This is a genomic window from Tenacibaculum aiptasiae (assembly GCF_965221665.1).
In the GTDB taxonomy this organism is placed as follows: Bacteria; Bacteroidota; Bacteroidia; order Flavobacteriales; family Flavobacteriaceae; genus Polaribacter; species Polaribacter aiptasiae.
In genome coordinates this window covers 626,273-650,014 of sequence record NZ_CBDCSN010000002.1, presented here as the reverse complement: position 1 = coordinate 650,014, position 23,742 = coordinate 626,273, and the positions used below count along the sequence as shown (strand labels likewise).

20 protein-coding genes are annotated in these 23,742 nt (G+C 29.7%); 8 read left to right on the top strand and 12 right to left on the bottom strand.

Annotated features, from left to right (window positions below; all coding sequences use genetic code 11):
- Positions 1-29 precede the first annotated feature (29 nt).
- Positions 30-1,268: an ATP-dependent Clp protease ATP-binding subunit ClpX gene (gene clpX, locus ACOQN8_RS03270; protein ID WP_272151693.1), complete on the top strand. Its 1,239-nt coding sequence runs from the start codon at positions 30-32 to the stop codon at positions 1,266-1,268.
- Positions 1,269-1,347: 79 nt separating this feature from the next.
- Here the strand turns inward: clpX and ACOQN8_RS03265 are convergent, their stop codons facing one another.
- Together ACOQN8_RS03265 and ACOQN8_RS03260 are read right to left on the bottom strand one after the other, a co-directional pair.
- Positions 1,348-2,685, bottom strand: a complete 1,338-nt coding sequence (locus ACOQN8_RS03265; RefSeq protein ID WP_420551590.1) for a leucine-rich repeat domain-containing protein — start codon at positions 2,683-2,685, stop codon at positions 1,348-1,350.
- Between the two features lie 121 nt (positions 2,686-2,806).
- Positions 2,807-4,324 carry a M43 family zinc metalloprotease gene (locus ACOQN8_RS03260; RefSeq protein ID WP_420551589.1) on the bottom strand — a complete coding sequence of 506 codons (1,518 nt, stop codon included), beginning with the start codon at positions 4,322-4,324 and terminating at the stop codon, positions 2,807-2,809.
- Positions 4,325-4,430: 106 nt separating this feature from the next.
- Between ACOQN8_RS03260 and dnaG the strand changes: the two genes are divergently transcribed.
- Positions 4,431-6,431, top strand: coding sequence for a DNA primase (dnaG, locus tag ACOQN8_RS03255; RefSeq protein WP_420551588.1), 2,001 nt, complete (start codon positions 4,431-4,433; stop codon positions 6,429-6,431).
- Between the two features lie 217 nt (positions 6,432-6,648).
- Here dnaG and nadE read toward each other — a convergent pair whose 3' ends face one another.
- Positions 6,649-7,437 carry an NAD(+) synthase gene (nadE, locus tag ACOQN8_RS03250; RefSeq protein ID WP_420551587.1) on the bottom strand — a complete coding sequence of 263 codons (789 nt, stop codon included), beginning with the start codon at positions 7,435-7,437 and terminating at the stop codon, positions 6,649-6,651.
- Positions 7,438-7,533: 96 nt separating this feature from the next.
- On the opposite strand from nadE, the gene gldB reads away from it, so the two are divergent.
- On the top strand, positions 7,534-8,499 hold the full coding sequence (gene gldB / locus ACOQN8_RS03245) for a gliding motility lipoprotein GldB (protein WP_420551586.1): 966 nt from the start codon (positions 7,534-7,536) through the stop codon (positions 8,497-8,499).
- The gene (gene gldC, locus ACOQN8_RS03240; protein ID WP_150900011.1) at positions 8,499-8,837 is read left to right on the top strand and encodes a gliding motility protein GldC; all 339 of its coding nucleotides are present in this window, start codon (positions 8,499-8,501) and stop codon (positions 8,835-8,837) included. Before gldB ends, gldC begins: the two co-directional genes overlap by 1 nt.
- A 26-nt stretch (positions 8,838-8,863) precedes the next feature.
- Here the strand turns inward: gldC and folK are convergent, their stop codons facing one another.
- From folK to tamL, 6 genes are all read right to left on the bottom strand, one after another.
- Positions 8,864-9,994 carry a 2-amino-4-hydroxy-6-hydroxymethyldihydropteridine diphosphokinase gene (gene folK, locus ACOQN8_RS03235; RefSeq protein WP_420551585.1) on the bottom strand — a complete coding sequence of 377 codons (1,131 nt, stop codon included), beginning with the start codon at positions 9,992-9,994 and terminating at the stop codon, positions 8,864-8,866.
- Between the two features lie 274 nt (positions 9,995-10,268).
- On the bottom strand, positions 10,269-12,500 hold the full coding sequence (locus ACOQN8_RS03230) for a polyribonucleotide nucleotidyltransferase (protein WP_420551584.1): 2,232 nt from the start codon (positions 12,498-12,500) through the stop codon (positions 10,269-10,271).
- A 182-nt stretch (positions 12,501-12,682) separates the two neighbouring features.
- Positions 12,683-12,952, bottom strand: coding sequence for a 30S ribosomal protein S15 (gene rpsO, locus ACOQN8_RS03225; protein ID WP_150900017.1), 270 nt, complete (start codon positions 12,950-12,952; stop codon positions 12,683-12,685).
- A 129-nt stretch (positions 12,953-13,081) separates the two neighbouring features.
- Positions 13,082-13,939 carry an acetyl-CoA carboxylase, carboxyltransferase subunit beta gene (accD, locus tag ACOQN8_RS03220; protein ID WP_150900018.1) on the bottom strand — a complete coding sequence of 286 codons (858 nt, stop codon included), beginning with the start codon at positions 13,937-13,939 and terminating at the stop codon, positions 13,082-13,084.
- 159 nt (positions 13,940-14,098) lie between these two features.
- Positions 14,099-15,166: a class II fructose-bisphosphate aldolase gene (gene fbaA / locus ACOQN8_RS03215; protein WP_150900019.1), complete on the bottom strand. Its 1,068-nt coding sequence runs from the start codon at positions 15,164-15,166 to the stop codon at positions 14,099-14,101.
- 98 nt (positions 15,167-15,264) lie between these two features.
- Positions 15,265-17,718 carry a translocation and assembly module lipoprotein TamL gene (gene tamL, locus ACOQN8_RS03210; protein ID WP_420551583.1) on the bottom strand — a complete coding sequence of 818 codons (2,454 nt, stop codon included), beginning with the start codon at positions 17,716-17,718 and terminating at the stop codon, positions 15,265-15,267.
- 71 nt (positions 17,719-17,789) lie between these two features.
- Between tamL and ACOQN8_RS03205 the strand changes: the two genes are divergently transcribed.
- Positions 17,790-18,527 (top strand): TrmH family RNA methyltransferase, encoded by a 738-nt coding sequence (locus ACOQN8_RS03205; RefSeq protein WP_420551582.1) that lies wholly within the window; start codon positions 17,790-17,792, stop codon positions 18,525-18,527.
- Here ACOQN8_RS03205 and ACOQN8_RS03200 read toward each other — a convergent pair.
- From ACOQN8_RS03200 to ACOQN8_RS03190, 3 genes are read right to left on the bottom strand one after another with little or no spacing between them, the layout of a single operon-like run.
- Positions 18,524-19,138, bottom strand: a complete 615-nt coding sequence (locus ACOQN8_RS03200; protein ID WP_150900022.1) for a deoxynucleoside kinase — start codon at positions 19,136-19,138, stop codon at positions 18,524-18,526. The two genes, ACOQN8_RS03205 and ACOQN8_RS03200, sit on opposite strands and share 4 nt — an antisense overlap.
- 55 nt (positions 19,139-19,193) lie before the next feature.
- Complete coding sequence (locus tag ACOQN8_RS03195; RefSeq protein WP_272151679.1) at positions 19,194-19,874, bottom strand: response regulator transcription factor; 681 nt, start codon at positions 19,872-19,874, stop codon at positions 19,194-19,196.
- Positions 19,867-21,471: a sensor histidine kinase gene (locus ACOQN8_RS03190; RefSeq protein WP_420551581.1), complete on the bottom strand. Its 1,605-nt coding sequence runs from the start codon at positions 21,469-21,471 to the stop codon at positions 19,867-19,869. The genes ACOQN8_RS03195 and ACOQN8_RS03190 overlap by 8 nt, the downstream gene beginning before the upstream one ends.
- A 122-nt stretch (positions 21,472-21,593) precedes the next feature.
- On the opposite strand from ACOQN8_RS03190, the gene ACOQN8_RS03185 reads away from it, so the two are divergent.
- The 3 genes from ACOQN8_RS03185 to ACOQN8_RS03175 all read left to right on the top strand — a co-directional run bounded on the left by ACOQN8_RS03185 (position 21,594) and on the right by ACOQN8_RS03175 (position 23,738).
- Positions 21,594-21,938 (top strand): hypothetical protein, encoded by a 345-nt coding sequence (locus ACOQN8_RS03185; protein ID WP_420551580.1) that lies wholly within the window; start codon positions 21,594-21,596, stop codon positions 21,936-21,938.
- Positions 21,939-21,949: 11 nt separating this feature from the next.
- Positions 21,950-22,783, top strand: coding sequence for a GLPGLI family protein (locus tag ACOQN8_RS03180; protein ID WP_420551579.1), 834 nt, complete (start codon positions 21,950-21,952; stop codon positions 22,781-22,783).
- Between the two features lie 100 nt (positions 22,784-22,883).
- Complete coding sequence (locus ACOQN8_RS03175; RefSeq protein WP_272151674.1) at positions 22,884-23,738, top strand: GLPGLI family protein; 855 nt, start codon at positions 22,884-22,886, stop codon at positions 23,736-23,738.
- The last annotated feature ends 4 nt before the right edge of the window (positions 23,739-23,742 follow it).

Genomic DNA, 23,742 nt, shown 5'->3' with positions numbered 1-23,742 from the left:
TAAGTAATAATTAGCTCAAAGTTGATAAGATGTCGAAAGAAGAAAATTTACAATGTTCCTTTTGTGGGCGTAAAAAACCAGAAACGGATTTATTAATCGCTGGTTTAGATGCACACATTTGTGATAAATGTATTGAACAAGCTCATGGAATAGTTGAGGAAGAAATAGCTGAAGCTAAAACAGGAGGTTTATCTCAAGATTTAACATTAAAGAAGCCAAAAGAAATTAAAGCTTTTTTAGATGAATATATTATTGGGCAAACAGAAACCAAAAGAGCAATGTCTGTAGCTGTGTATAATCATTATAAGCGATTATTACAAGTTAAAGATGATGAAGATGAAGTTGAGATTGAAAAGTCAAACATTGTTTTAGTTGGAGAAACAGGAACAGGAAAAACATTAGTAGCTCGTACCATTGCAAAAATGTTAAATGTACCATTTTCAATTGTTGATGCAACAGTCTTAACCCAAGCAGGATATGTAGGAGAGGATGTAGAAAGTATTTTGAGTCGTTTATTACAAGCTGCTGATTATGATGTTGAAAAAGCAGAGAAAGGAATTGTTTTTATTGATGAGATTGATAAAATAGCACGTAAAGGTGATAATCCTTCAATTACTCGAGATGTTTCTGGAGAAGGTGTTCAACAAGCATTATTAAAGCTTTTAGAAGGAGCCGTAGTAAATGTGGCACCAAAAGGAGGTAGAAAACATCCTGAACAAAAGTTTATTGAGGTAAATACTAAAGATATTTTATTTATAGCCGGAGGAGCATTTTCTGGAATAGATAGAATTATTAGCAATCGTTTAAATATGCAAGCGGTAGGTTATAGTGCTTCAATAGATGAAGACAAGATTGATGAGAGTAATTTATTACAGTATATTATTCCTTCAGATTTAAAGTCTTTTGGATTGATACCAGAAATCATTGGACGTTTGCCTGTATTAAGCTACATGAATCCTTTAGATGCAAAAACTTTAAGAGCTATTTTAACGGAGCCTAAAAACTCAATTATTAAGCAGTATACTAAATTGTTCGCTATGGATGATGTAGATTTCTCGTTAACAGAAGAAGCTTTACAATACATTGTGGATAAAGCAATAGAGTATAAGTTAGGAGCACGTGGATTACGTTCGTTATGTGAAGCTATTTTAACTGACGCGATGTTTGATATGCCAAGTTCTGATGATAAAGAGTTTATAGTAACTAAAGAATACGCTGAAGCAAAATTAACGAAGTCAGCTTTAAAGAAGTTGAGGGCAGCTTCTTAAACTTAGTTAATTCATAAATAAAAAAAGACCACATTTTAAAAATGTGGTCTTTTTTTATAATACTATTTTGAAACTAAGATTAACTTCTAATCTTGCTATGCTTTTTAATCCATTCATTAAGTTGAACAGGGGTTAATTTATATTTCTGTTGTACTTCTTTTTTCTTACTTAGTATATAAGTTGGATTTAAAACAGCGGCATCATATTCACTAACAACAGCTTTTTTAAACTTTGTATAATGACTATCTGTAGTTTCTTGTGGTTGTTCTGTTTTAGCTTTTAAAGAAGGAGTACCAAATGAGTTTATCCATTCTGCAAATTGCTCAGGATTTAATTTGTATTTTTTTTGAATTTCCTCTTTTTTGCTTTGTAAGTAAGCTGGGTTTAATACTAATTTTTCATATTCTTCTACCGCAGCTCTTTTAAATTTAGAATAATGAGCAATAGTACTTTTTTTCTGAGAACTTGCGTTAGAAGTGCTATTATTAGCCTTTAAGTTAGAGTATTTAGCTATCCATTGAGTAAGTTGCTCTGGGTTTAGCTGATATTTTTGTTGAACTTCTACTTTTTTATTGTCTAAGTGAGCTTGATCTAATACCAATTTATCATATTCAGTAATAACCGAAAGTTGAAATTTCTCATAATAATTAGCTGCTGAATCACTAGATTCATTACTTGTAGTAACCTTTGGTGTTTCTACCTTTTTTTGAGGAGTTGTGTTTTGAGGTGTGTGTGTGTTCTCTGTGTTTTTAACAACAGTACCTGTGTTAAGAGTTTCTAAAGCTTTATTAGCAAATGATGTACTTTTGTCTTTATACCAACCAGAAGGAATATTGTTAAGTTGAGAATCGTTAGCTACGATAACCTCTATTTTATTACTAGTAGCATCTAAGTTTTCAAGATTATGACAACCTTTAAGATCAAGTTCGGTTAGGTTGTTAAAACTACAGTATAGAGTTTCTAAACGATCGTTATTCCCTAGTATTAAGCTACTCAGGTTGTTGTTGTCACAACTTACATATACCAATTCTGTATTGTTACTAAGATCTAAGCTTTCTATTTGGTTTTCACTACAGTTTAAGAAAGTAATAGATTTACTTTTTGATAAATCAATTTTAGTAATATTGTTACCAAAACAATCTAAACGCTTTAAATTAGGAAAGCTTTCAAGACCAGTTAAATCTTTAATTTTAGAATGTACGTTAGGTAATAATTTGTTAGTAATCGGATTGTTAATATTTAAATTAACAACATATGCTGCATCGCTAACTAAAATGTTTCCATTTAAACCATTAGAATCAATGTCTAAATCAATTAAGCACTCTTCAAGTCCAATATCAGGTATACGAATAGTTTCTTGAGAAAATAAATTAGCGCATAGAAATAAAGATAACCAAAGGCTTATATATGTTTTCATAAAAAGGGAATTTGAGGTCAAAAGTATAAAATTTCGATATAATTACCTTTATAAGAGAACTTATTTTTGAGTTTAAACCTATTATTGGTTTTCTTTATTAATGCAATAAAAAGGTAAAAAATTAAATATCAATTTTATAGATTGTTTTTTTTATTTGCATGCCATTTTCTAATACTTTCTTTATAAAGTAATACTTGTTAGGAGGTAATTCTCGTTGATAATAAGGATTTGTTCTAATATCATTAAATCTTAAAGTTTGTGTTTTAGAGTAACTATCACCTAATGATTCTTTAGAAGTTATGGTAACCGAAGTTATAGGTACAGAGCTATAGTTTTTACCTTTAAATCCACCCAAACAAGTATAAACAGTAATATTACTTCCAAGTTGTTTAATTCTTACAGCTCTAACATACCCTATGTCTTCAGGATCTTCATCTTTACTTATAGTATGTTCTAATCTGAGTTTTCCTGGGGCGTTGCAAGACCCTTCTGTATAATAGAATTCATAATCAAATCCTTTTTGAAATTTATGAACAGCATTACTAGGAGTTCTATAAACAATTTCATAACCAAAATTATTAGGGTCTGGTTCAGTATGTGTAACTTCTCCTAATATAATTTTTGAAGAATAGGGCTCATATAAACTTTCTAAAGAGTTCATTACTCTAGCAAATTTAGTATCTAAGTTTTCTTTAATAGTAGCTCTCATTTTAGCGCCTTGTCCTTTTGTAAAAACAGCATTATTTAAAGATCTACATGGTAATGTATTTGAACTCATAAAATTATTTGCAGGGATATTTGAAAATTCAATATTACATTTTGAATTGGTGTTTGGGCCAACGTATGTTGAGCAATCAGAACTAACTTCATCACTATCATGTGTTGTTGAAGGAGCTGTATCATCAATGTTATCGTTAGCATGAGCTAATTCACAATTAGAACTATTCCAGTTATGATAAGTGTGTAATAAAGATAAATTATGTCCAATTTCGTGAGGTAAAGTTGAGGTAAGCAAATATTCATCATCAATAACTGTATTAACACCATTTCTATGGGCCATTCCAGAGTATTTAATAAATTGAATATTGTTGTTAAAAATTTTATCAACTATAAAAATATTAAAGCTATTATCTTGGTACTTATTAATGTCTTTTGAATACTGAATAAGTTCATTAAAAGTGCCAAAGGGAGTCTGACCTTGAAGTCCATGGAAGATGGTAAGCTTATTAGAGTTGTTTATATGGTTGAAGCCTTTAAACTTAAAAAAGATATCAAACTGATTAAATTTATTATTAAGTATAGTAATGGCTTCGATAATGTTACTTTCTTCTATTGGGACTTCTCTGGTTCCATCATCTTTATTAACGATATGAAAAAAAACATTGATAACATATTTAGAATCATCATAGGAAGTAGAAGCAGTATTTTTATTGGCGTTTAATTCAGTATTAACTAGATTAATGTCGTAAATCGACCCACATTGCGGAGGAATAATTTTTTTTTCTAAAACATATTCTTCAACCTTATTCAGCTCAAGACTTTTGTTTTTTAAAAGTTCACTAATTCTTTTTTGAGATATACCATTTGCTATGCATAGAATGGTAAATAGGAGTACGAGGGATATCCTTTTTCTATTCATAAGTATTTGTTTTTTAGCTATTTAAAGCTTAATAAATATACTTCTATTTTTTTAAAAAAGAAAATTTTTAAAAGCATTATCTTTGAAAATTCAATATTTATAGCCAATGATAACTCAACAAACGATAGAAAAAGTATTTGAATCAGCTAGAGTAGAAGAAGTGATAGGAGAGTTTGTACAGTTAAAAAAATCTGGAAGTAGTTTTAAAGGATTAAGTCCATTTACAGATGAGAGAACTCCTTCATTCATGGTATCTCCAGTAAAACAAATATGGAAAGACTTTAGTACAGGAAAAGGAGGGAATGCAGTGTCATTTTTAATGGAGCATGAGCATTATACTTATCCTGAAGCTATTAGATGGCTAGCAAAAAAATATAATATTGAAATAGAAGAAACTGAGCAATCTGACGAGCAAAAGCAGCAAATGAATGAGCGTGAAAGTATGTTTTTGGTTTCAAAATTTGCCAAAGATTACTTTCATGATGTATTAATGAATAGCCAAAAAGGGAGAGCTATAGGCTTGTCTTATTTCAAAGAAAGAGGTTTTAGAGAAGACATAATTGAAAAATTTGATTTAGGGTATTGTAAAGATGAATGGGATAACTTTACTAATGCAGCTTTGAGTAAAGGGTATGATTTAAAATATTTAAAATCGACAGGTTTAACTATTGTAAAAGAAGGAGGAGCACAAGATAGAAAGTTTGACCGTTTTAAAGGACGTGTAATGTTTCCAATACACAGTATGTCTGGACGTATTTTAGGTTTTGGAGGAAGAATACTTACAAATGATAAAAAGGCAGCTAAATACTTAAATTCTCCAGAAAGTGAGATTTACCATAAAAGTAAAATTTTATACGGTATTTATCATGCAAAGAAAGAAATAGCGAAACAAGATAATTGTTTTTTAGTGGAAGGATATACGGATGTAATTTCGTTTTATCAATCGGGAGTAGAAAACGTAGTGGCTTCATCAGGAACAGCTTTAACACCGGATCAAATACGTTTAATAAATCGTTTAACTAAAAACATAACTGTTTTATTTGATGGAGACGCAGCTGGGATTAGAGCTTCGATAAGAGGTATTGATTTGATTCTAGAACAGGGAATGAATGTAAAAGTTGTTTCTTTCCCAGAAGGAGAAGATCCAGATAGTTTTGCGAAAGCACATTCAAGCAGAGAATTAAAAGAATACTTAGAAAATACAGCACAAGATTTTATAGAATTCAAGGTGTCTTTATTAATGAAAGAGGCTGCCAATGATCCCGTAAAAAAAGCAGGGTTAATTCGTGATATTGTAACAAGTATTTCTAAAATTCCAGATGGAATTCAAAGAGAAGTATATGTACAAGAATGTGCTAGTATAATGGATATTTCTGAAAGAGTATTGTTTAGCGAGTTAGCACAATTATTAAGTAGAAGTGCTGGAAATACTGGAAGTCAATCGCAAAGTTCTTATTCAGAGTCTCAACGTTTGCAAGAGAGAGAGCAACCTAGAATGGGGGTTGTTAAAGGAAAAGGAGCTAAGGCAAACCAGAAAATAGATCAATTAAATATTTTAGAAAAAGAGGTAATAAGAATATTATTACTGTATGGAAATGAAGTAATAGATTTTGTAAACTGGGTAGACGGAGTAGATGAAAAAGGAAGACCTGTTTTAGAAAAAGAGGAATACCAAAACTCAGTATGTAATGAATTGTATTTAAACTTACAAGAAGACGAGATTGAATTTACGAATGAAGTGTTTAGGTTAACTTATTATGAATTAATTCATCAATTGAATCAAGATGAGAAAATATCTATAGATCAATTGATAATGCATGAAGATCCTAATATCTCAAATTTAGTGACTAATGTTTTAATGGATGAAGAAAAATATTCATTAAGCGACTGGGAAAGGAAAGAAGTATTTGTAACAGATACTGTAAAAGTACTTCCAAAATTAGTATCAGATGCAGTGTTAAATCTTAGAAGAGTCTTGATAGAGGAAAAAATTAAAGAAATTTTAGAAGGAGTTCAGACTGAAAATAAAGTACCTGATTTAGAAGAGATTTCTAATTATACAGACTTGAAAAAGCGTCTTTTTGAAAAGTTAAACAGAGTAGTTTAACATTAACTTATTCTAAACGTTAACAGAAATTAACAATTGTATATGATTTTTTTGTAACTTTAGCCCGAGGAAAGAACAAGAAAGAACAAAAATTATGAGAAAATTGCTGCAGTTTTTTGAACTGCTTAGACTGCTGGTTTTATTGCCGTTTAAAATATCTAACGGTGAAAAGAAACGTACTTATCAAAAGATTAAACGGCAAATGATGCTGGTTAATTTACTTTAAATCTAAAGGAATTTCACAAACAGGTATAGGGATCATTTTATGTTGATTAATTTGGTTAAGACGCGTGTATATTTTATACACTTCTAGTTCTCTACCAGAAAAATCATCATCAGTTTTCCCTTTACTTTGCATTTCCATTGCCCATTCTAATTCGTCATATGAAGCGCCAATTTGGTCTTCGTCTGTTCTACTATCACCAAACAAACCATCAGTAGGTTGTGCAGTTTGAATTGAATTGGGCACACCTAAGTATTCACCTAAGGCATATACTTCAGATTTTACTAAATCAGCAATAGGGCTTAAGTCAACCCCGCCATCACCATATTTTGTGTAAAAACCAACTCCAAAATCTTCAACCTTGTTACCTGTACCAGCAACTAATAAACCATGTAAACCAGCAAAATAATATAAAGTTGTCATACGTAAACGCGCACGAGTATTTGCTAATGCTAAATCGGTTTTAGCAGAAGATTCAACTTCAGGTACTACGGTTTTAAAGTCTTCAAATGTTGAAGTTAAATTAACTTCAACTTCACTTACATTGTCAAAACGTTCTTTAAGTTGTTTGATATGTTCATTGGCTCTATTAACCTGGCTTTCTGCTTGGTGTATAGGTAATTCAACACATAAAGTAGGTAGTCCAGTTTTGGCACATAAAGTAGAAGTAACAGCACTATCAATACCTCCAGAAACACCTACTACAAAACCATTTACCTTAGCATTGTTAGCATAGTCTTTTAACCATTGAATTATATGTTCAGCTACTTTAGGTGTATTCATAATGAAAGATATTTTAATGAAAGTTTATATAAAGATGATATAAACTATTTTAGTAATTTCGACGTTGTAATTTTGAATGTAAATATACTAAAGTTCATGAGAAAATTTTTGACACTTTGTGTTTTAGTTTTAGGAATAGTTTCTTGTAAAAAAGAAGAAAAATCGAAGTTAGATGTTGATGTTTCTAATATAAAAGTTAATGTAGAAATTGATCGTTTCGATATAGACTTTTATAACACATCAGAAAAGAGTTTAGAGCAAGTTAAAAATGAATATCCAATATTATTTCCTTTAAATGTTCACGATAGTGTGTGGATAAATAAACGAAATAATAAAGATGAACAAGAGTTATTTATTGAAACTCAACGTGTATATAATGATATTAATGAATTAGATTTAGAGTTAGTTTCATTATTTAAGCATGTAAAGTATTACAATCCAAGATTTGTAAGCCCGAAAGTAATTACAATGCTTACTAATATTGATTATGATAATCGTATTATTTATTCAGATAGTTTGTTGTTAATATCATTAGATTCCTATTTGGGAAAGCAACATAAGTTTTATAACGATTACCCTGCATATGTTAAAGAGAATAACAAAAAAGAAAATATAATTGTAGATGTTGCCAAGGCAATAATAAGTAAACAAATGTATCCAAGTAGATCAAGACGTTTTATAGATAAAATGATCTACAAAGGAAAGAAAATGTATTTGTTAGATGCTTATTTACCAAATGTACTAGATGAAAATAAAATAGGATATTCAAAAGTAAAATTTGATTGGGCAGTTAATAATGAAGAACAGATATGGAAATACTTTATAGGAAAGGATATATTGTATAGTACCAGTAAAGAAAATGATAAAAGGTTTTTAAACTTGGCCCCGTTCTCTAAATTTTATATGGAAGGTGATAGTGAATCACCAGGAAGGATAGGTGAGTGGATAGGTTGGCAAATAGTACGTTCATATATGCAAAAGAATGATGTATCTTTGCGTGAATTATTACAAACGGACGAAGAAACAATATTCAATAAATCAAAATATAAACCGAAGAGATAATGGCAATAGAACATACTTCAAAAATTACTTTTAAAGTAGGGTTAGATGAGAATAGAATTCCTGAAGAGATTTCATGGAGTGCTGAAGATGGAGGAATAACAAACGAAGCATCAAAAGCAATCATGTTGTCTGTTTGGGATCATAAAAAAAAGGATACCTTACGTATGGATTTGTGGACTAAAGATATGCCTGTAGATGAAATGAAGCAATTTTTTCATCAAACATTAGTATCTATGGCTAATTCATTTGAAAGAGCTACTAATGATGATAAAATGAGTGCAACAATGCGTGATTTTTGTGATTATTTTGCAGAAAAACTAGAATTGGTTAAAAAATAAAAAAAGCAGCTTAAAAGCTGCTTTTTTTATGCTGTATGATTTTTGATTTTATTAATTATAAAATGATAATCTTCTGGGTTGTTTACAAAATCTAAATCAGAAACATCAATGATTAAAATGTTTAAATCTGATTGTGTTTTTATAAAGTTGCTATAACCATCGTGTATTTTCTGTAAATAACTGGCTTCAATATTTTGTTCGTATTCTCTACCTCTTTTTTTGATGTTTTGTAAAAGACGCTCGGTGTTTTGGTATAAATAAACGTATAAATCAGGTTTTGTAATTTCTTTATACATTAAATCGAACATTTTTCTATATAATTTATACTCGTCTTCTTGCAATGTGATTTGAGCAAAAATTAAGGATTTAAATATATAGTAGTCAGAAACAATAAAGTTTTTGAAAAGATCAAACTGAGCTAAGTCATCAGATAATTGTTGGTATCTATCGGCTAGAAAACTCATTTCTAGAGGAAAAGCATATCGTTCATTATCATTATAAAACTTTGGGAGAAAAGGATTGTCTGCAAAACGTTCTAATACAATTTTAGCATTAAATTCATCAGACATCATGTTAGCTAAAGAAGTTTTTCCTGCTCCAATATTTCCCTCAATAGCAATGTAATTATACTTTTCAGTAATAGGAATAGGTCTTTTTAATACTTCATCAATAGGTGTTATTTTTGAACTGTCCCCACAGTTTTCAAGGCAAATATATAAATGTTTTTTTTCTATTGGGTGAATTGTATTTCTAGCTATTTCAACCAAAGGAACTAAAGCAAATTTACGTTCTAACATTCTAGGATGTGGAACGATTAGGTTTTTTGAAAAGATAATTTCATCATCAAATAATAAAATATCAATATCAATAATCCTATCCGTATAACCTTCAGAAGTGTTTCTAATTCTACCTAATTCTTTTTCAATAAAAAGTAACTTTTTTATCAAGGTTTCAGGAGGTAAATAAGTAGAAACTTTAATACATGTGTTGTAAAAATTAGCTCCTTCAAAGCCTAAGGAAGGAGTTTCGTAAACAGTAGCTATTTTTTGAACAGCACCAATTTGATCGGCGATTAAATTTACAGCACTTTGAATGTTTTGTAACTTATTCCCTTGGTTGGTCCCTATAGATAAATATGTAATTCTTTGTATTTTCATGAGTAGAGTGCAAAGAAAAATAAAACTTAAATAAGATTGAGCATAAAATAAAATTTTTATTTAACAAATTTCTTCATAAGTAAATAGGGTAAAGTATTAGTTAGCTGTTTTAATATTGAATTTCTTTAAGAGTAAATTTTTAATAGATTATTGGGGAATAATCAAAACGAACTCTACCAAGGCTGCTAATAATAGTAGCCTTTTTTATTTGAATAAATATTATAAAAAAAAGCAACCATTAATGGTTGCTTTTTTTACAAAGAAGATTTAATTATTAAGCTTCTTTTTTATTTTCTCTAGGTTTTCTATCTTTTCTATCGTCACGACGATTATTACGATTGTCTTTCCCTTTGTTGTTATCTCTAGGTGGTCTTGCTACATAACCTTCTGGCTTTGGTAATAAGGCTTTACGAGATACTTTTTCTTTACGTGTTCTAGGGTCTAAACCAAAGTACTTAACGTCTAAGATATCACCTAATTTAACTACGTCAGAAACATTATCTGTACGTTCCCAAGCTAATTCACTTACGTGTAATAAAACTTCGTTTCCTGGAGCTTCTGTATATTCTACTACAGCACCAAAATCTAACATCTTAATAACTTTTACTTCGTAAACAGAACCTTTTTCAGGTTTAAAAGTCATAGCTTCAATACGAGCTATTACTTTATCTATACCTTCTTGGTTTGTTCCTAAAATTTCAACAATTCCTTCTTCAGTAACAGGATCCTCATTGATAACAATAGTAGTTTCTGTTTCTTTCTGTAATTCTTGAATGTGTTTTCCACCAGGTCCAATAAACGCACCAATTAAGTCGTTAGGAATTACTCTGTTTACCATCTTTGGAGCATGTGCTTTTACTTCTCCATTAGGAGTAGCAATAGTATCAGTTAATTTTTCTAAGATATGTAAACGTCCATCACGAGCTTGTTTTAAAGCGTTTACTAAAATCTCATAACTTAATCCTTTGATTTTAATATCCATTTGACAAGCTGTAATACCATCTGCAGTACCAGTCACTTTAAAGTCCATGTCACCTAAGTGATCTTCGTCTCCTAAAATATCAGATAATACAGCATAACGATCACCATCAGAGATTAATCCCATAGCAATACCAGAAACTGGTTTTTTCATTTTAACACCAGCATCCATTAATGCCATTGTACCAGAACATACAGTCGCCATTGAAGAAGAACCATTAGATTCTAAAACTTCAGATACTACACGTACTGTGTAAGGACAATCATCAGGAATCATTCCTTTTAAAGCTCTTTGAGCTAAGTTTCCATGTCCAATTTCACGACGAGACGTTCCTCTTAAAGGACGTGCCTCTCCTGTTGAAAATGGAGGGAAGTTATAATGTAAATAAAAACGTTCTTCGTCTTGAATAGTTGGAGAATCAATCATGTTAGCATCTCTAGAAGTTCCTAAAGTAACTGTTGCTAAAGCTTGAGTTTCTCCACGTGTAAAGATTGAAGAACCATGAGTTCTTGGTAAATAATCAACCTCACACCAAATTGGTCTAATATCTGTAGTGTTACGTCCATCTAAACGTAATCCTTCATTTAAAGTTAAATCACGTACAGCTGCTTTATGAGCTTTACCGAAGTACTTCCCTACTAAATCACCAAATTCTTCTAATTCTTCTTCAGTAAACATAGCCATCACTTCTTCTTTTACTTCAGAAAAAGCTAAACCACGTTCTTGTTTAGAAGTACCTCTTTTAGCGATATCGTAACATTTTTGGTAAGCAGCATCATGAATTTTTTGAGCTAATTCTTCATTAGTAGCTTCAGCTTCATATTCACGAGTTTCCTTTTTACCTGCAGCTTCTGCTAAAGCTACCTGAGCAGCACATTGTACTTTAATTGCTTCGTGAGCAACTTTAATAGCATCTGCCATTTCTTCTTCAGAAACTTCATCCATTTCTCCTTCAACCATGGCAACAAAATCATTAGAAGCTCCTACCATTAAATCGATATCAGCTTCAGCTAATTGCGTAGCACTAGGGTTAATGATAAATTCACCATTAATTCTAGCTACACGAACCTCAGAAATTGGTGCTTCAAAAGGAATGTCTGATAATTGGATAGCAGCAGAAGCAGCTAAACCAGCTAATGCATCTGGCATTACATTTTCATCATGAGACATTAATTGAATCATTACCTGAGTTTCTGCATGGTAATCTTTAGGGAAAAGAGGTCTTAATACTCTATCCACTAAACGCATAGTTAAAATTTCTTCGTTTGAAGGACGTGCTTCACGCTTCATAAATCCACCTGGATAACGACCAGCAGCAGCAAATTTTTCTCTATAATCTACTGTTAAAGGTAAAAAGTCAATACCAGGGTTTGCAGTTCTTGCTGATACAACTGTTGCTAATAACATTGTATCTCCCATTCTTACAACAACAGAACCATCTGCTTGTTTAGCTAATTTTCCTGTTTCTAATGTGATGGTTCTTCCATCTCCAAGCTCAATGACTTGGTTAAATACTTTTGGAATCATAAATTAATTCTTCTAAATTTTTAATTCGTTTTTTGTTGTTGTGTTGTTGTATTTCCAATGGAAAACCAAAATTGTTGTTAGTAATTTTGGATTTTTTATATAAATTTCTGTTTGTTAGTCAGAAATGAATTTTTTATAAAATAAAAAAGAGGCACGTTTATAGAGCCTCTTTTTGGTAGAAATTATTTTCTAATTCCTAATTCTTTAATAATCGCACGGTATCTGTTGATGTCCTTTTTCTTTAAGTAATCTAACAAGCTTCTACGCTTACCTACCATCTTTACTAATGAACGCTCCGTGTTGAAATCTTTACGATTTTGCTTTAAGTGCTCAGTTAAGTGGTTAATTCTGTGCGTGAATAATGCGATTTGTCCTTCTGCAGAACCAGTATCGTTTGCTCCTTTACCATGTTTAGCAAAGATGCTTTCCTTTACTTCTTTAGTTAAATACATACCAATATTGTTTAAATGATTTTAATGTACTCAATGCTTTTACATTGAAGCTGCAAATGTACAATTATTTTTTAGAATGTTAATAAAGAACCAAAAAATAAAAAAGCTAGCGTTAGCTAGCTTCCTTAATTAGGCTCTTATAGGTTGATTTTGAATTAAATCAATATATAAGTTAACTTGTTTTTTTAAGTTTTTTCTTTCGTAAATACCATCTAAGAATCCATGTTCTAAAACAAATTCAGAACGTTGGAATCCTTCAGGTAATTCTTTACCTGTTGTGTCTTTTACAACACGTGGTCCAGCAAATGCAATCAAAGCATTAGGCTCAGCTATGTTAATGTCTCCTAGCATTGCAAAAGAAGCTGTTGTTCCTCCAGTTGTAGGATCTGTACATAATGATATGTATGGTAATTTAGCTTCTGCTAATTGAGCTAACTTTGCTGATGTTTTTACTAACTGCATTAATGATAATGAAGCTTCCATCATACGAGCACCTCCTGATTTTGATACCATTAAAAATGGTAATTCGTGTTGGATTGCATAATCAATAGCTCTTGCTATCTTTTCTCCTACAACACTTCCCATCGATCCTCCGATAAAAGCAAAGTCCATAGAAGCAATAACAATATCTTTTCCTAAAGATTTACCAACAGCAGTACGTACAGCATCTTTTAATCCTGTTTTCTTTTGTGCTGCCTTTAAACGATCTGGATATTTTTTGGTATCCACAAATTTTAAAGGATCTTTAGCAGTTAACTCTGAATTTAATTCTTCGAACTTATTGTCGTCAAAAAATAACTCAAAATATTCATTACTTCCTATACGTACATGGTACCCATCTTCTGGACTTACATATAAGTTTTTCTTTAATTCGTCTGTATCAATAATTTTCCCGCTTGGAGTTTTATACCACAAGCCTTTAGGAGTGTCTTTTTTTTCTTCGGTAGGGGTTTGAATTCCCTTGTCTTTACGTTTAAACCAAGCCATAGTGTTTAGTTTATATTTTGTTGTTTGTGTGTTATTAACTCTTTTTTATGAAAAGAGTAGGCTACAAATGTAAAAGATTTTTACGAACTTTACTTTTATGAGCAATAAAAAAAGCATCTAACCTCGATTAGATGCTTTTTTTTGTTGATTTATAGTTGTTTATAAGGTGTTTACATTGTTTAAATCTTCAAAAGCTTTTTTAAGACGAGCTTTAAAAGTTTGTTCACCTTCTCTTAACCATTTACGTGGATCGTAGTATTTTTTGTTAGGTAAATCTTCTCCTTCTGGATTACCAATTTGGCTTGATAAATATTCTTTTTTACCTATAATATAGTCACGAATACCTTCTGTAAAAGCATATTGTAAATCTGTATCAATATTCATTTTGATAACACCGTAACCTATAGATTCTCTAATTTCTTCTAAAGTAGAACCAGATCCTCCATGGAATACAAAATCAATAGTATTATGTGGTACGTTGTATTTTTCTGAGATATACTCTTGAGAATTTTTTAAGATTTTTGGAGTTAATTTTACATTTCCTGGCTTGTATACTCCATGAACATTACCAAAAGCAGCAGCAATTGTAAATTGATCGCTTACTTTCATTAACTCTTCATAAGCATAAGCAACTTCTTCCGGCTGTGTATATAATTTAGAAACATCTACATCTGTATTATCTACACCATCTTCTTCTCCTCCTGTAATACCTAACTCAATTTCTAAAGTCATACCCATTTTACTCATACGAGCAAGGTACTCTTTACAAATTTCAATATTTTCTTCTAATGGTTCTTCACTTAAATCAATCATGTGTGAGCTATAAAGAGACTTTCCTGTTTCTTTATAAAATTGCTCACTAGCATCTAATAAACCATCAATCCAAGGTAATAATTTTTTAGCCGCGTGATCTGTATGTAAAATTACAGGTACTCCGTAAGCTTCAGCTAATAAATGAATGTGTTTTGCTCCAGCTACAGCTCCCGCTATTGCAGCTTTTTGATCTTCGTTTGAAAGTCCTTTCCCTGCATTGAATTGAGCTCCTCCATTTGAAAACTGAATAATTACAGGAGAGTTTAGTTCTTTTGCAGTTTCTAATACAGTATTAATAGTGTTTGAGCCTACTACGTTTACTGCTGGTAAAGCAAATCCTTTTTCTTTTGCTAATTGAAATATTGCTTGAACTTCTTTTCCAGTAGCAACACCTGGTTTGATATTATGAGACATTAAAATTGATTTTTAGTTGTATTATAATGCTCCAAAAATAAGAAAATTAAAACTTATCTGAATTAAAAATAACGATAACGTTTTAGCAAAAAAAGAAGTTAAAAAGGATAATTTATACCAATATTTAATACAGAACTTGAAAAGTTCATATTTCTGAACCATCTATTTCCTGTTAAATAAGGTTCATGAACTTTGAAGCCTAAATCTAATCGAGCAATTAAGAATTTAAAATCGTATCTCATTCCGAAACCAGTACCTACTGCCATATCTCCTAACGATTTTATATTTTTAAATTTTGCATCATCATCTATGAATTCAGATTTAGTAATATCCCAAATATTTCCAGCATCTACAAATAAAGCTCCTTTTAACGATCCTAGTACATCAAAACGATATTCAAAACTTGTAAGAAACTTTAAACTACCAATATTATATTCTAAACCTGTTGATCGAGTACCAGGACCTAAGTCATATGTCCTCCATGCTCTAATATCATTTGAACCTCCAGCAAAATAACTTCTAGAAAAAGGGATGTTTGATTTATCGTAAGTTACTATTGCTCCTATAAAGGTTCTATGTGCTAATACAGTGTTGTTTCCTAAATTCCAATATTTTTTATATTCTAAATCTGCTTTAAAATATTGTGCTATTGGAATTTTAAATACAGTAGTTTTTCCGTTGTCATTTTTTTGTTTCGATAAAAGTCCCATTACATTTCCTGAGTTAGCTATTCTAAGTTTAAAAAATGAAAAACTTTGATCTTTTACACTTTCTTGATTGTTATAAGTAAAGCTATATGCAATTTCAGGAATTAAGAAATCGGAAGTAATAATTCTATATCGATCAATTATATTTAAAATAACACCTAAATCTTCAGGGTTGTTTTGAAAATAAGTAGTGTTACTAGCTATTTGTGCAGCGTAATTTCCTATTTGATTAAAATTACCGGGAGTATTATCAGGAACAGGTAAAGTTGGATTTGAAACTTGTCCTATTGCTATTAATTTTAAATACTCTGAAGAGTATACATTAAAATAATTACTCACATTTAAGTTTCTTATATATTGAGCATTTAATAATTCTAGTTGAATTGATTTGCGTTTTGTGTAGTTCCATTTATAATCAATTCCTACCGTAATATTTTGTCTATCTAAACCAATGTTTTTTTGAATTCCCACTCCAGTAAAAAACTTAGTTCTTGGGAACATTCTTTTTGGTACAAATTTATGTAAGCCAAAAGGAGCCATTAAACGTGGTACTTCTAAAGAAATATCACCTCCAACTTCCCATCCAGGACCATTATTAGAATTAAAATAAGAACCAAAAGTTGAAAATTTAAAAATTTCGGCTCCTTTAAATGTATTTCTATTAGTTAAAGAGAATTTTAGTGAAATATCAAAATTTCGAATATTTGATCTTGAAAGCTCTGTGTCAAATCCTAAAGTGTATTTTTCTATAGGTGTTAAAAATATAGAAGCTTCTAATTCATCATCACTAAGTTCATTATATCGGATAGAGGTCGATTTGAAATTTCTTAATCCTTTTAAATGTCTTCGAGTTAAATTTCTTAACGAATCACTATAAACAGAATTAGGTTTGATAAATATTGATTGTGATAAATATTTAGGATTGTATTTCAATTTATCATTAGCATAAAAGTTAATGCCTTCGTAAGATGTAGAATCTTGATGTGGTAGATTTCTTTTATTGTAAGTATAGTCTGTATAGATATTAACCTTTTTTATTTTTTGAACTTTAAAAGGAATAACTCTATCTGAAATATTGACATCTACATTTGTTCTTTGGTAATTCTTCAAGGTATCAATATCAAATAAAATATAATTTTCATTAAAGTGATAAATACCTTTATTCCTAAATAATTTTACTAAACGGTTTGCTTCTTTTATAAAATTATCAACGTCGTATTGTTTATCAGGTTTTAAAAAACTATTCTCTTTCGATTCTTTATATAAAAAATCAAGAACAGGAGAAGATATTTTTGTGCTAATAGAATCTAAAAAAGATGGTTTACCTCTTAAAACATTATAACTTATAGCTCCTTTTTTTCTACCAATAGTATCTTTTTTTGAAGTTACCTTAGATCTAAAGTACCCTTTTGTTTGAAAATATGTACTTAAATTAGCTACAGTTCTTCTTGTTTTTCTGTCATTAATAATAATAGGTGCTTGTCCACTTTTTAAAAACCAATTGTTAAAACCGATAAAACTTCTAGCAACTGCAATACTTTGTTTTTCAGAAAAATTCTTTTTGAAAAAATTATATGTCTTTGGATTGTTTTTAGCCCATTCACTTGGTGTTTTAGAACCATCAGGGTTTCCTAAATTGTAAAAATGTAGTGAAAGAGGCATTCCTAAAGCTTTTGCATTAGGCTTTTGCATTAATAATTCAGAAATATTACTACTGGAATTTTTTGAGCTGTCTATATAAACAGTGTTTTTGGCTAGTAATAATTCATTTTCCTTAACGTACTTTATGGTACTACAAGAATAGAATAAGACTACTAATAAAAAGAAGAAAGAAAGTTTTTTCATTAACTTTACGCCTCGTATTTTTTATCAAAAATACTATTTTTTAGTGGTTTAAAAGTGTTAAAAAAGATTTAATGAGTTTATCTAAGAACAACCTGAAATTAATAACTAGTTTACAACAAAAAAAGTATAGACAAAGACATAAATTATTTGTAGCTGAAGGAATAAAGGTTGTAAATGAATTATTGAATTCGTCTTTAGAGTTATATCAAGTATTTACTACTGATGATTCTTTAGGTTTTATAAATGGAGTTGATTCTACTGTGATATCTGAAAACGAATTAAAAAAAATAAGTACTTTAAAGAAACCAAACAAAGTTCTAGCATTGTTTAAAATTCCAGAAGATATACTTACAGGTGATAAGGAGAGTTTTATATTAGCTTTAGATAATGTAAATGATCCTGGGAATTTAGGAACTATTATTCGTTTGTGTGATTGGTTTGGAATTACTGAGTTAGTTTGTTCTAGAAGTACAGTTGATTGTTACAATCAAAAAGTAGTGCAGTCTACGATGGGGTCACTGACAAGAGTTAATATTTCTTATGTAGATTTACCTAACTTTTTGTCAAATACAACTTTACCAGTTTATACTGCAGACATGGATGGTGATAATGTTTATACATCAGAGTTACCCCAAAAAGCAATACTAGTAATGGGTAATGAGGCTAATGGAATTTCAGAAGAAATTTCTGAAATAGTAAAGCATAAATTAACCATCCCACGATTTGGGGAAATTCAACAAACTGAAAGTTTGAATGTTGCTACTGCAACAGCTATTTTATTAAGTGAATTTAAAAGAGCGCTGGTTTAGAATAAACCATTTATTTGTGCATCTATTCTATCAATGATGTATCCTAAATCTTCTTGATTAGCAACGAAGTCTAAATTGTCAACATCAATAATTAATAATTTTCCTTTGTTGTATTTGCTAATCCAAGCTTCATAACGTTCATTTAATCTGCTTAAGTAATCAATGCTAATAGAGTTTTCGTAATCTCTTCCTCTTTTGTGTATTTGTCCTACTAAAGTAGAAATGTCAGCACGTAGGTATATTAATAAGTCAGGAGGTGTAACTAAATTCTCCATTAATTCAAATAAAGAACTGTAATTACTAAAATCTCTATTTGTCATAAGTCCCATAGCATGCAGGTTAGGTGCAAAAATATGAGCATCTTCGTAGATAGTCCTATCTTGAATAATTTTCTTTCCAGATTTTCTTAATTCTAAAACTTGGCGGAATCGGCTGTTTAAAAAATAAACTTGTAGGTTAAAAGACCAACGCTCCATTTCTCCGTAAAAATCATCTAAATATGGGTTCTCATCTACAGACTCGAAATGAGGTTCCCAATTAAAATGTTTTGCTAATAATTTGGTTAACGTGGTTTTACCTGCGCCAATATTTCCGGCAATTGCTACATGCATAGTTTTCGAATTTCAAGACGGTAAAATTACATAAAAAAAGGGATTTCAAAAGTTTTTAACACATCAATTTGTAACCGTAACCACGAATATTTATAATTTGAATTGATTCGTCTTTTTTTAACTTTTTACGTAGCTTAGAAATAAAGACATCCATGCTTCTTGCATTAAAAAAATCATCGTTACCCCAAAGTTTTTTTAAGATAAAGCCGCGATCTAAAACTTCATTTTTCTTTTGAGATAAGTGATAAAGAAGCTCAGATTCTTTATGTGTTAACAGTTCTGAGTTATTTTGAAGAGTTAAGGTTTGTTTTGCATAATTAAAAGTAAAATTTCCAATGCTAATTTTTGTGGTGTCTTTTTTTAAATTAACTCTATTTAGTAAAGCATGAATTCTAACAATTAATTCTTCCATAGAAAATGGTTTCTTTAAATAATCATTACCTCCATGTTGAAAACCTTCTAAAACATCTTTAGTTTGTGATTTTGCTGTTAGAAAAATAATAGGAATGGAACTGTTTTCTTCTCTAATTTCTTTAGCTAATGTAAAACCATCTTTTTTAGGCATCATTACATCTAAAACTAAAACTTCTGGTTGCTCTTTTTGGTATATGGTATATGCTTTTTCTCCGTTTTCAGCATGGAAAACTTCAAAATCTCTTGTTTCCAAGCTTTCCTTTATAATTTGACCTAAACTTGGTTCATCTTCGGCAAGTAATAATTTTATTTTTTTAGTCATTTGGTAAAGAAATTTTAAAAACAGTTTGTTTAAAGTCTGTAGTTAATGATATAATTCCGTTGTGCTTTTCAATAATTTTTTTGGTATAATATAAACCAATTCCAAACCCTTTTACGTCGTGAGTGTTTCCTTTAGGAACTCTGTAAAATTTTTCAAATATTTTCTCTTGTTGATTTTTATCAATACCTATACCATTATCGGCAACAGAAATTTCTAGATTATTTAGAAGAGAGTTTATATTAATTTCAATTTTATCTCCTCCATATTTAATAGCATTATCAATTAAGTTAGAAACAGCATTTTCAAAATGGAAAGGATCTATTTCCTTCTCTAAGCTAGAGACATTACTTGAAAAATTAATGTTTTTTTCTGGAGCGATTAACTGATGTTTTTTTGTGAGTTTTTCAACTAAATCAATCATGTTAATAGTTTCCTTTTTTAATAATAATTTTTCACTGTCTAAAGTAGCAGTCTCTAAAAGTTTCTCAACCATTTGATGTAGTTTTTTTAACTGTATAGATGATATAGATAAGTACTTTTTAGTTTTTTCTTTATCATCAATAATATTAAAGTTGTTTATGGCTTCAATAGCCGTTGAAACTGTTGTGATTGGAGTTTTAAATTCGTGAGTAATATTACTAATTAAATCATTTTTAATTTCTGCGAGTTCTTTTTGTTGATTGATAATTTTTAGTAAGTAAATTAAACTAGAAATAACAGCTAATGATAAAAGAAAGGACAATAATATACCTGTAAAACTTCTTTTTAAAGCTTCATACGTAGGATTATTATAATACAAGTTTAAATCTTCATGAGATTTTAAAAATGTTGATTTTGCATTAATTGATAAAGGGTATTTAAGATTTTCGATTTTGTTTGTATAAACAAGAGAATCGTTTTTAAAATGTTTAAAATAAAAGCTGGTTTGAATTTTTTTATTGTTTAATTCTTTAGTCATTATAGAATCAAGTTTTCTATAATCAATAGTGTCATTTTGTATAGCTATAAAAATACTTTGTATTCCTTTTATTAATTTTAAACTGTCTACAGATTTTTTTCCTAAAAATAGTTTAACTTTTTCACTATCATTTTTATAAGACTTTACTGTTTCCTTATCTTTTTTAGATTGAATAGATATGCTACCAGAAAACATTAATGAATCTTTCTTGTTTGAACTAGTCAAACTTTTTTCTCCTATAAAGGATTTTATAAAAGCTGAATCCATTTTAGTAAACTCTTCTTTTCCACCATTTATTTCAACTGCAGTAATTTCAAAAGATGATTTTTTTTTCTCGGGGAATTTTTCCACATTTTTTTTGATGCCAGATTTTCTAAAAATACTTTTCCATGCGTTATCTTTTTCTTTTTTGTTGGCAGGTGTTAAGTGTTCAGGCTCTACAATTGCAAAATGACTTTCTTTAGTAAAATCAACATAATATGCTTCTATAGAATTATCTAAACTAATTTGAATTTCGTTTAAAACACGTTGTCTATTCTGTTCGTAATTTTTATAGTTCCAATAAAACTGAACTATCAATGTAGTTAGTATTGTAACTATAATTAAATATAAAATCCAATGCTTTTTTGGGTTCTTCATGCTTCAAAGATAAGGGGTTAAAGCTTATAAAAACAATCGCTTAACACTCGTTAACACTCGTTAACTCAAAAGGTGTGTTTAAGTATCCATATTTGTAGAAGAAAATTTTAAATAATTAAAAAATGAAGAAAACGATTACCTTATTATTATTTTGTTTATCAGCAATTGTATATGGACAAAAAGATATTACAACTGTTAAAGTTGAGGAAAATAAAGTAACATCTTTAATATTCTCAGTAGATTCTGTAGAGGAATTGAAAACTATTAATTGGAATGATGTAAAAGAGGTTTTTAAAAGTAATAAAGATAGTAATGAAAAGATTGCTTTAGGGTTTACAGTAAAAGACCGTAAGAAAAATTCAAAATTAAAATTTAAACACAGTTTTAAGGTTAAAAGTGAATTGTCTGATTTAGATGGAACTATTGAGATGACAAAAAGAATGATTAAAGTAATTGAAAACTTATAAAAACAATAAAAATGATACGATTTACATTATTACTACTATTAATTTCTGTTTCAGTTTTAGGGCAAAACTTTCAAGGAAAGGCTACCTATAAAACATTTAGAAAAGTTGATATAAAAATAGGAGAAACGCATGGAGGTGATTCCAAATTACAAAAACAGTTACAAGAACAATTAAAGAAACAATTTCAAAAAACATATACTTTAAATTTCAATAAATCAGAATCTGTATATAAACAGAATAAAGAATTATCGACTCCTCAGGCAATAGGAGGTAACTCTATTAGTGTTATATCTATTGGAGGAGGTGGAGGTAGCGATATTTTATATAAAAATATTGCAGATAAGAGATATGTGAATAAAACTGAAATAAGCGGAAAACGATTTCTAATAAAAGATAAATTAGAAGATTATGGTTGGGAAATGACAAGTGAAACTAAAAACATAGGAAACTATACTTGTTATAAAGCAGTAAGAAAACGTGAAGAAACTAGAACTTCTTTTACAATGACAGATGGTAAACGTGAAGAGAAAAAAGATAAAGTTACTGTTACAACTGTAGCTTGGTATACACCGCAAATTCCTTTAAGTAATGGACCAGAGCAGTTTTGGGGGTTACCTGGTTTAATTTTAGAAATTCAGGATGGTAAATTAACAATTGTGTGTACAGAAATTGTAATGAATTCATCTGATAAAATTGATATAAAAGAACCAACTAAAGGAAAGAAAGTAACACAAGAAAAGTTTGACAAAATTATGGATGAGCACTCTAAAGATATGATAGAGCGTTTTAAAAATAAAAGAAAGAGTAAAGATGGTAGTTCTTTTAGTATTGAAATTCAAGGGTAATTTTAATTGTTAAAATTAAAAAGCACTTAAACCTTTTGTCTTTTTGTTAGTCTAACTTTAGTTAACTAAAGTTTTATCAATGAATTTAAAAGTCAAAACCATGAAGTGTTTTTTATCATATCTATTTTTATGTATTTCGATTTCAGGATTTTCTCAAGCAAATTTTCAAGGGAAAGCAGTGTATAAATCTAAAACTACCGTAGACTCTAATTTTGGAGGTAGACAAATGTCTGAAGAACGAAAGAAGCAGATTTTACAAAGAATGAAAAGTATGTTAGAAAAAACATACGTACTAAATTTTACCAAGAATGAGTCTGTTTATAAAGAAGAAGAAAAATTAGCAACACCAGGTACTGGTAGAGGTTTTCGTTTTGGAGGCATGATGAGTGGAGGAGTTACGTATAAAAACATAAAAGAACATAAGGTTTTAGAGTCTAAAGAATCTTTTGGTAAAAAGTTTTTAATAAATAGTTCTTCGGAGAAATTAGAATGGGAATTAGGTAGTGAAACTAAACAAATAGGAAATTATACTTGCTTTAAGGCTACGGTAGTAAAAAAAGCAGATGGTTTAGATTGGCGTAACATGCGAAGAAGACCTAAAAAGAAAAAGAATGATACGATAAAAACTAAAAAAATTACTGATGAAATTGAAATGCCTAAAGAAATTAAAGTTACAGCTTGGTATACACCTCAAATACCAGTGAGTAATGGTCCTGGAAATTATGGAGGTTTACCTGGATTAATTTTAGAAATAAATGAAGGTAGAACAACTATTCTTTGTACAGAAATAGTGATGAATTCATCTGAAAAAGTAGAAATTAAAGAACCTAAAAAAGGGAAAAAAGTATCAAAGGAAGAATATGCCGAGATTATGAAAAAGAAAATGGAAGAAATGAGAGAAATGTTTAGAAATAGACGTGGTGGTCGTGGAGGCGGAAGAAGCAGAGGCTTTTAATTAA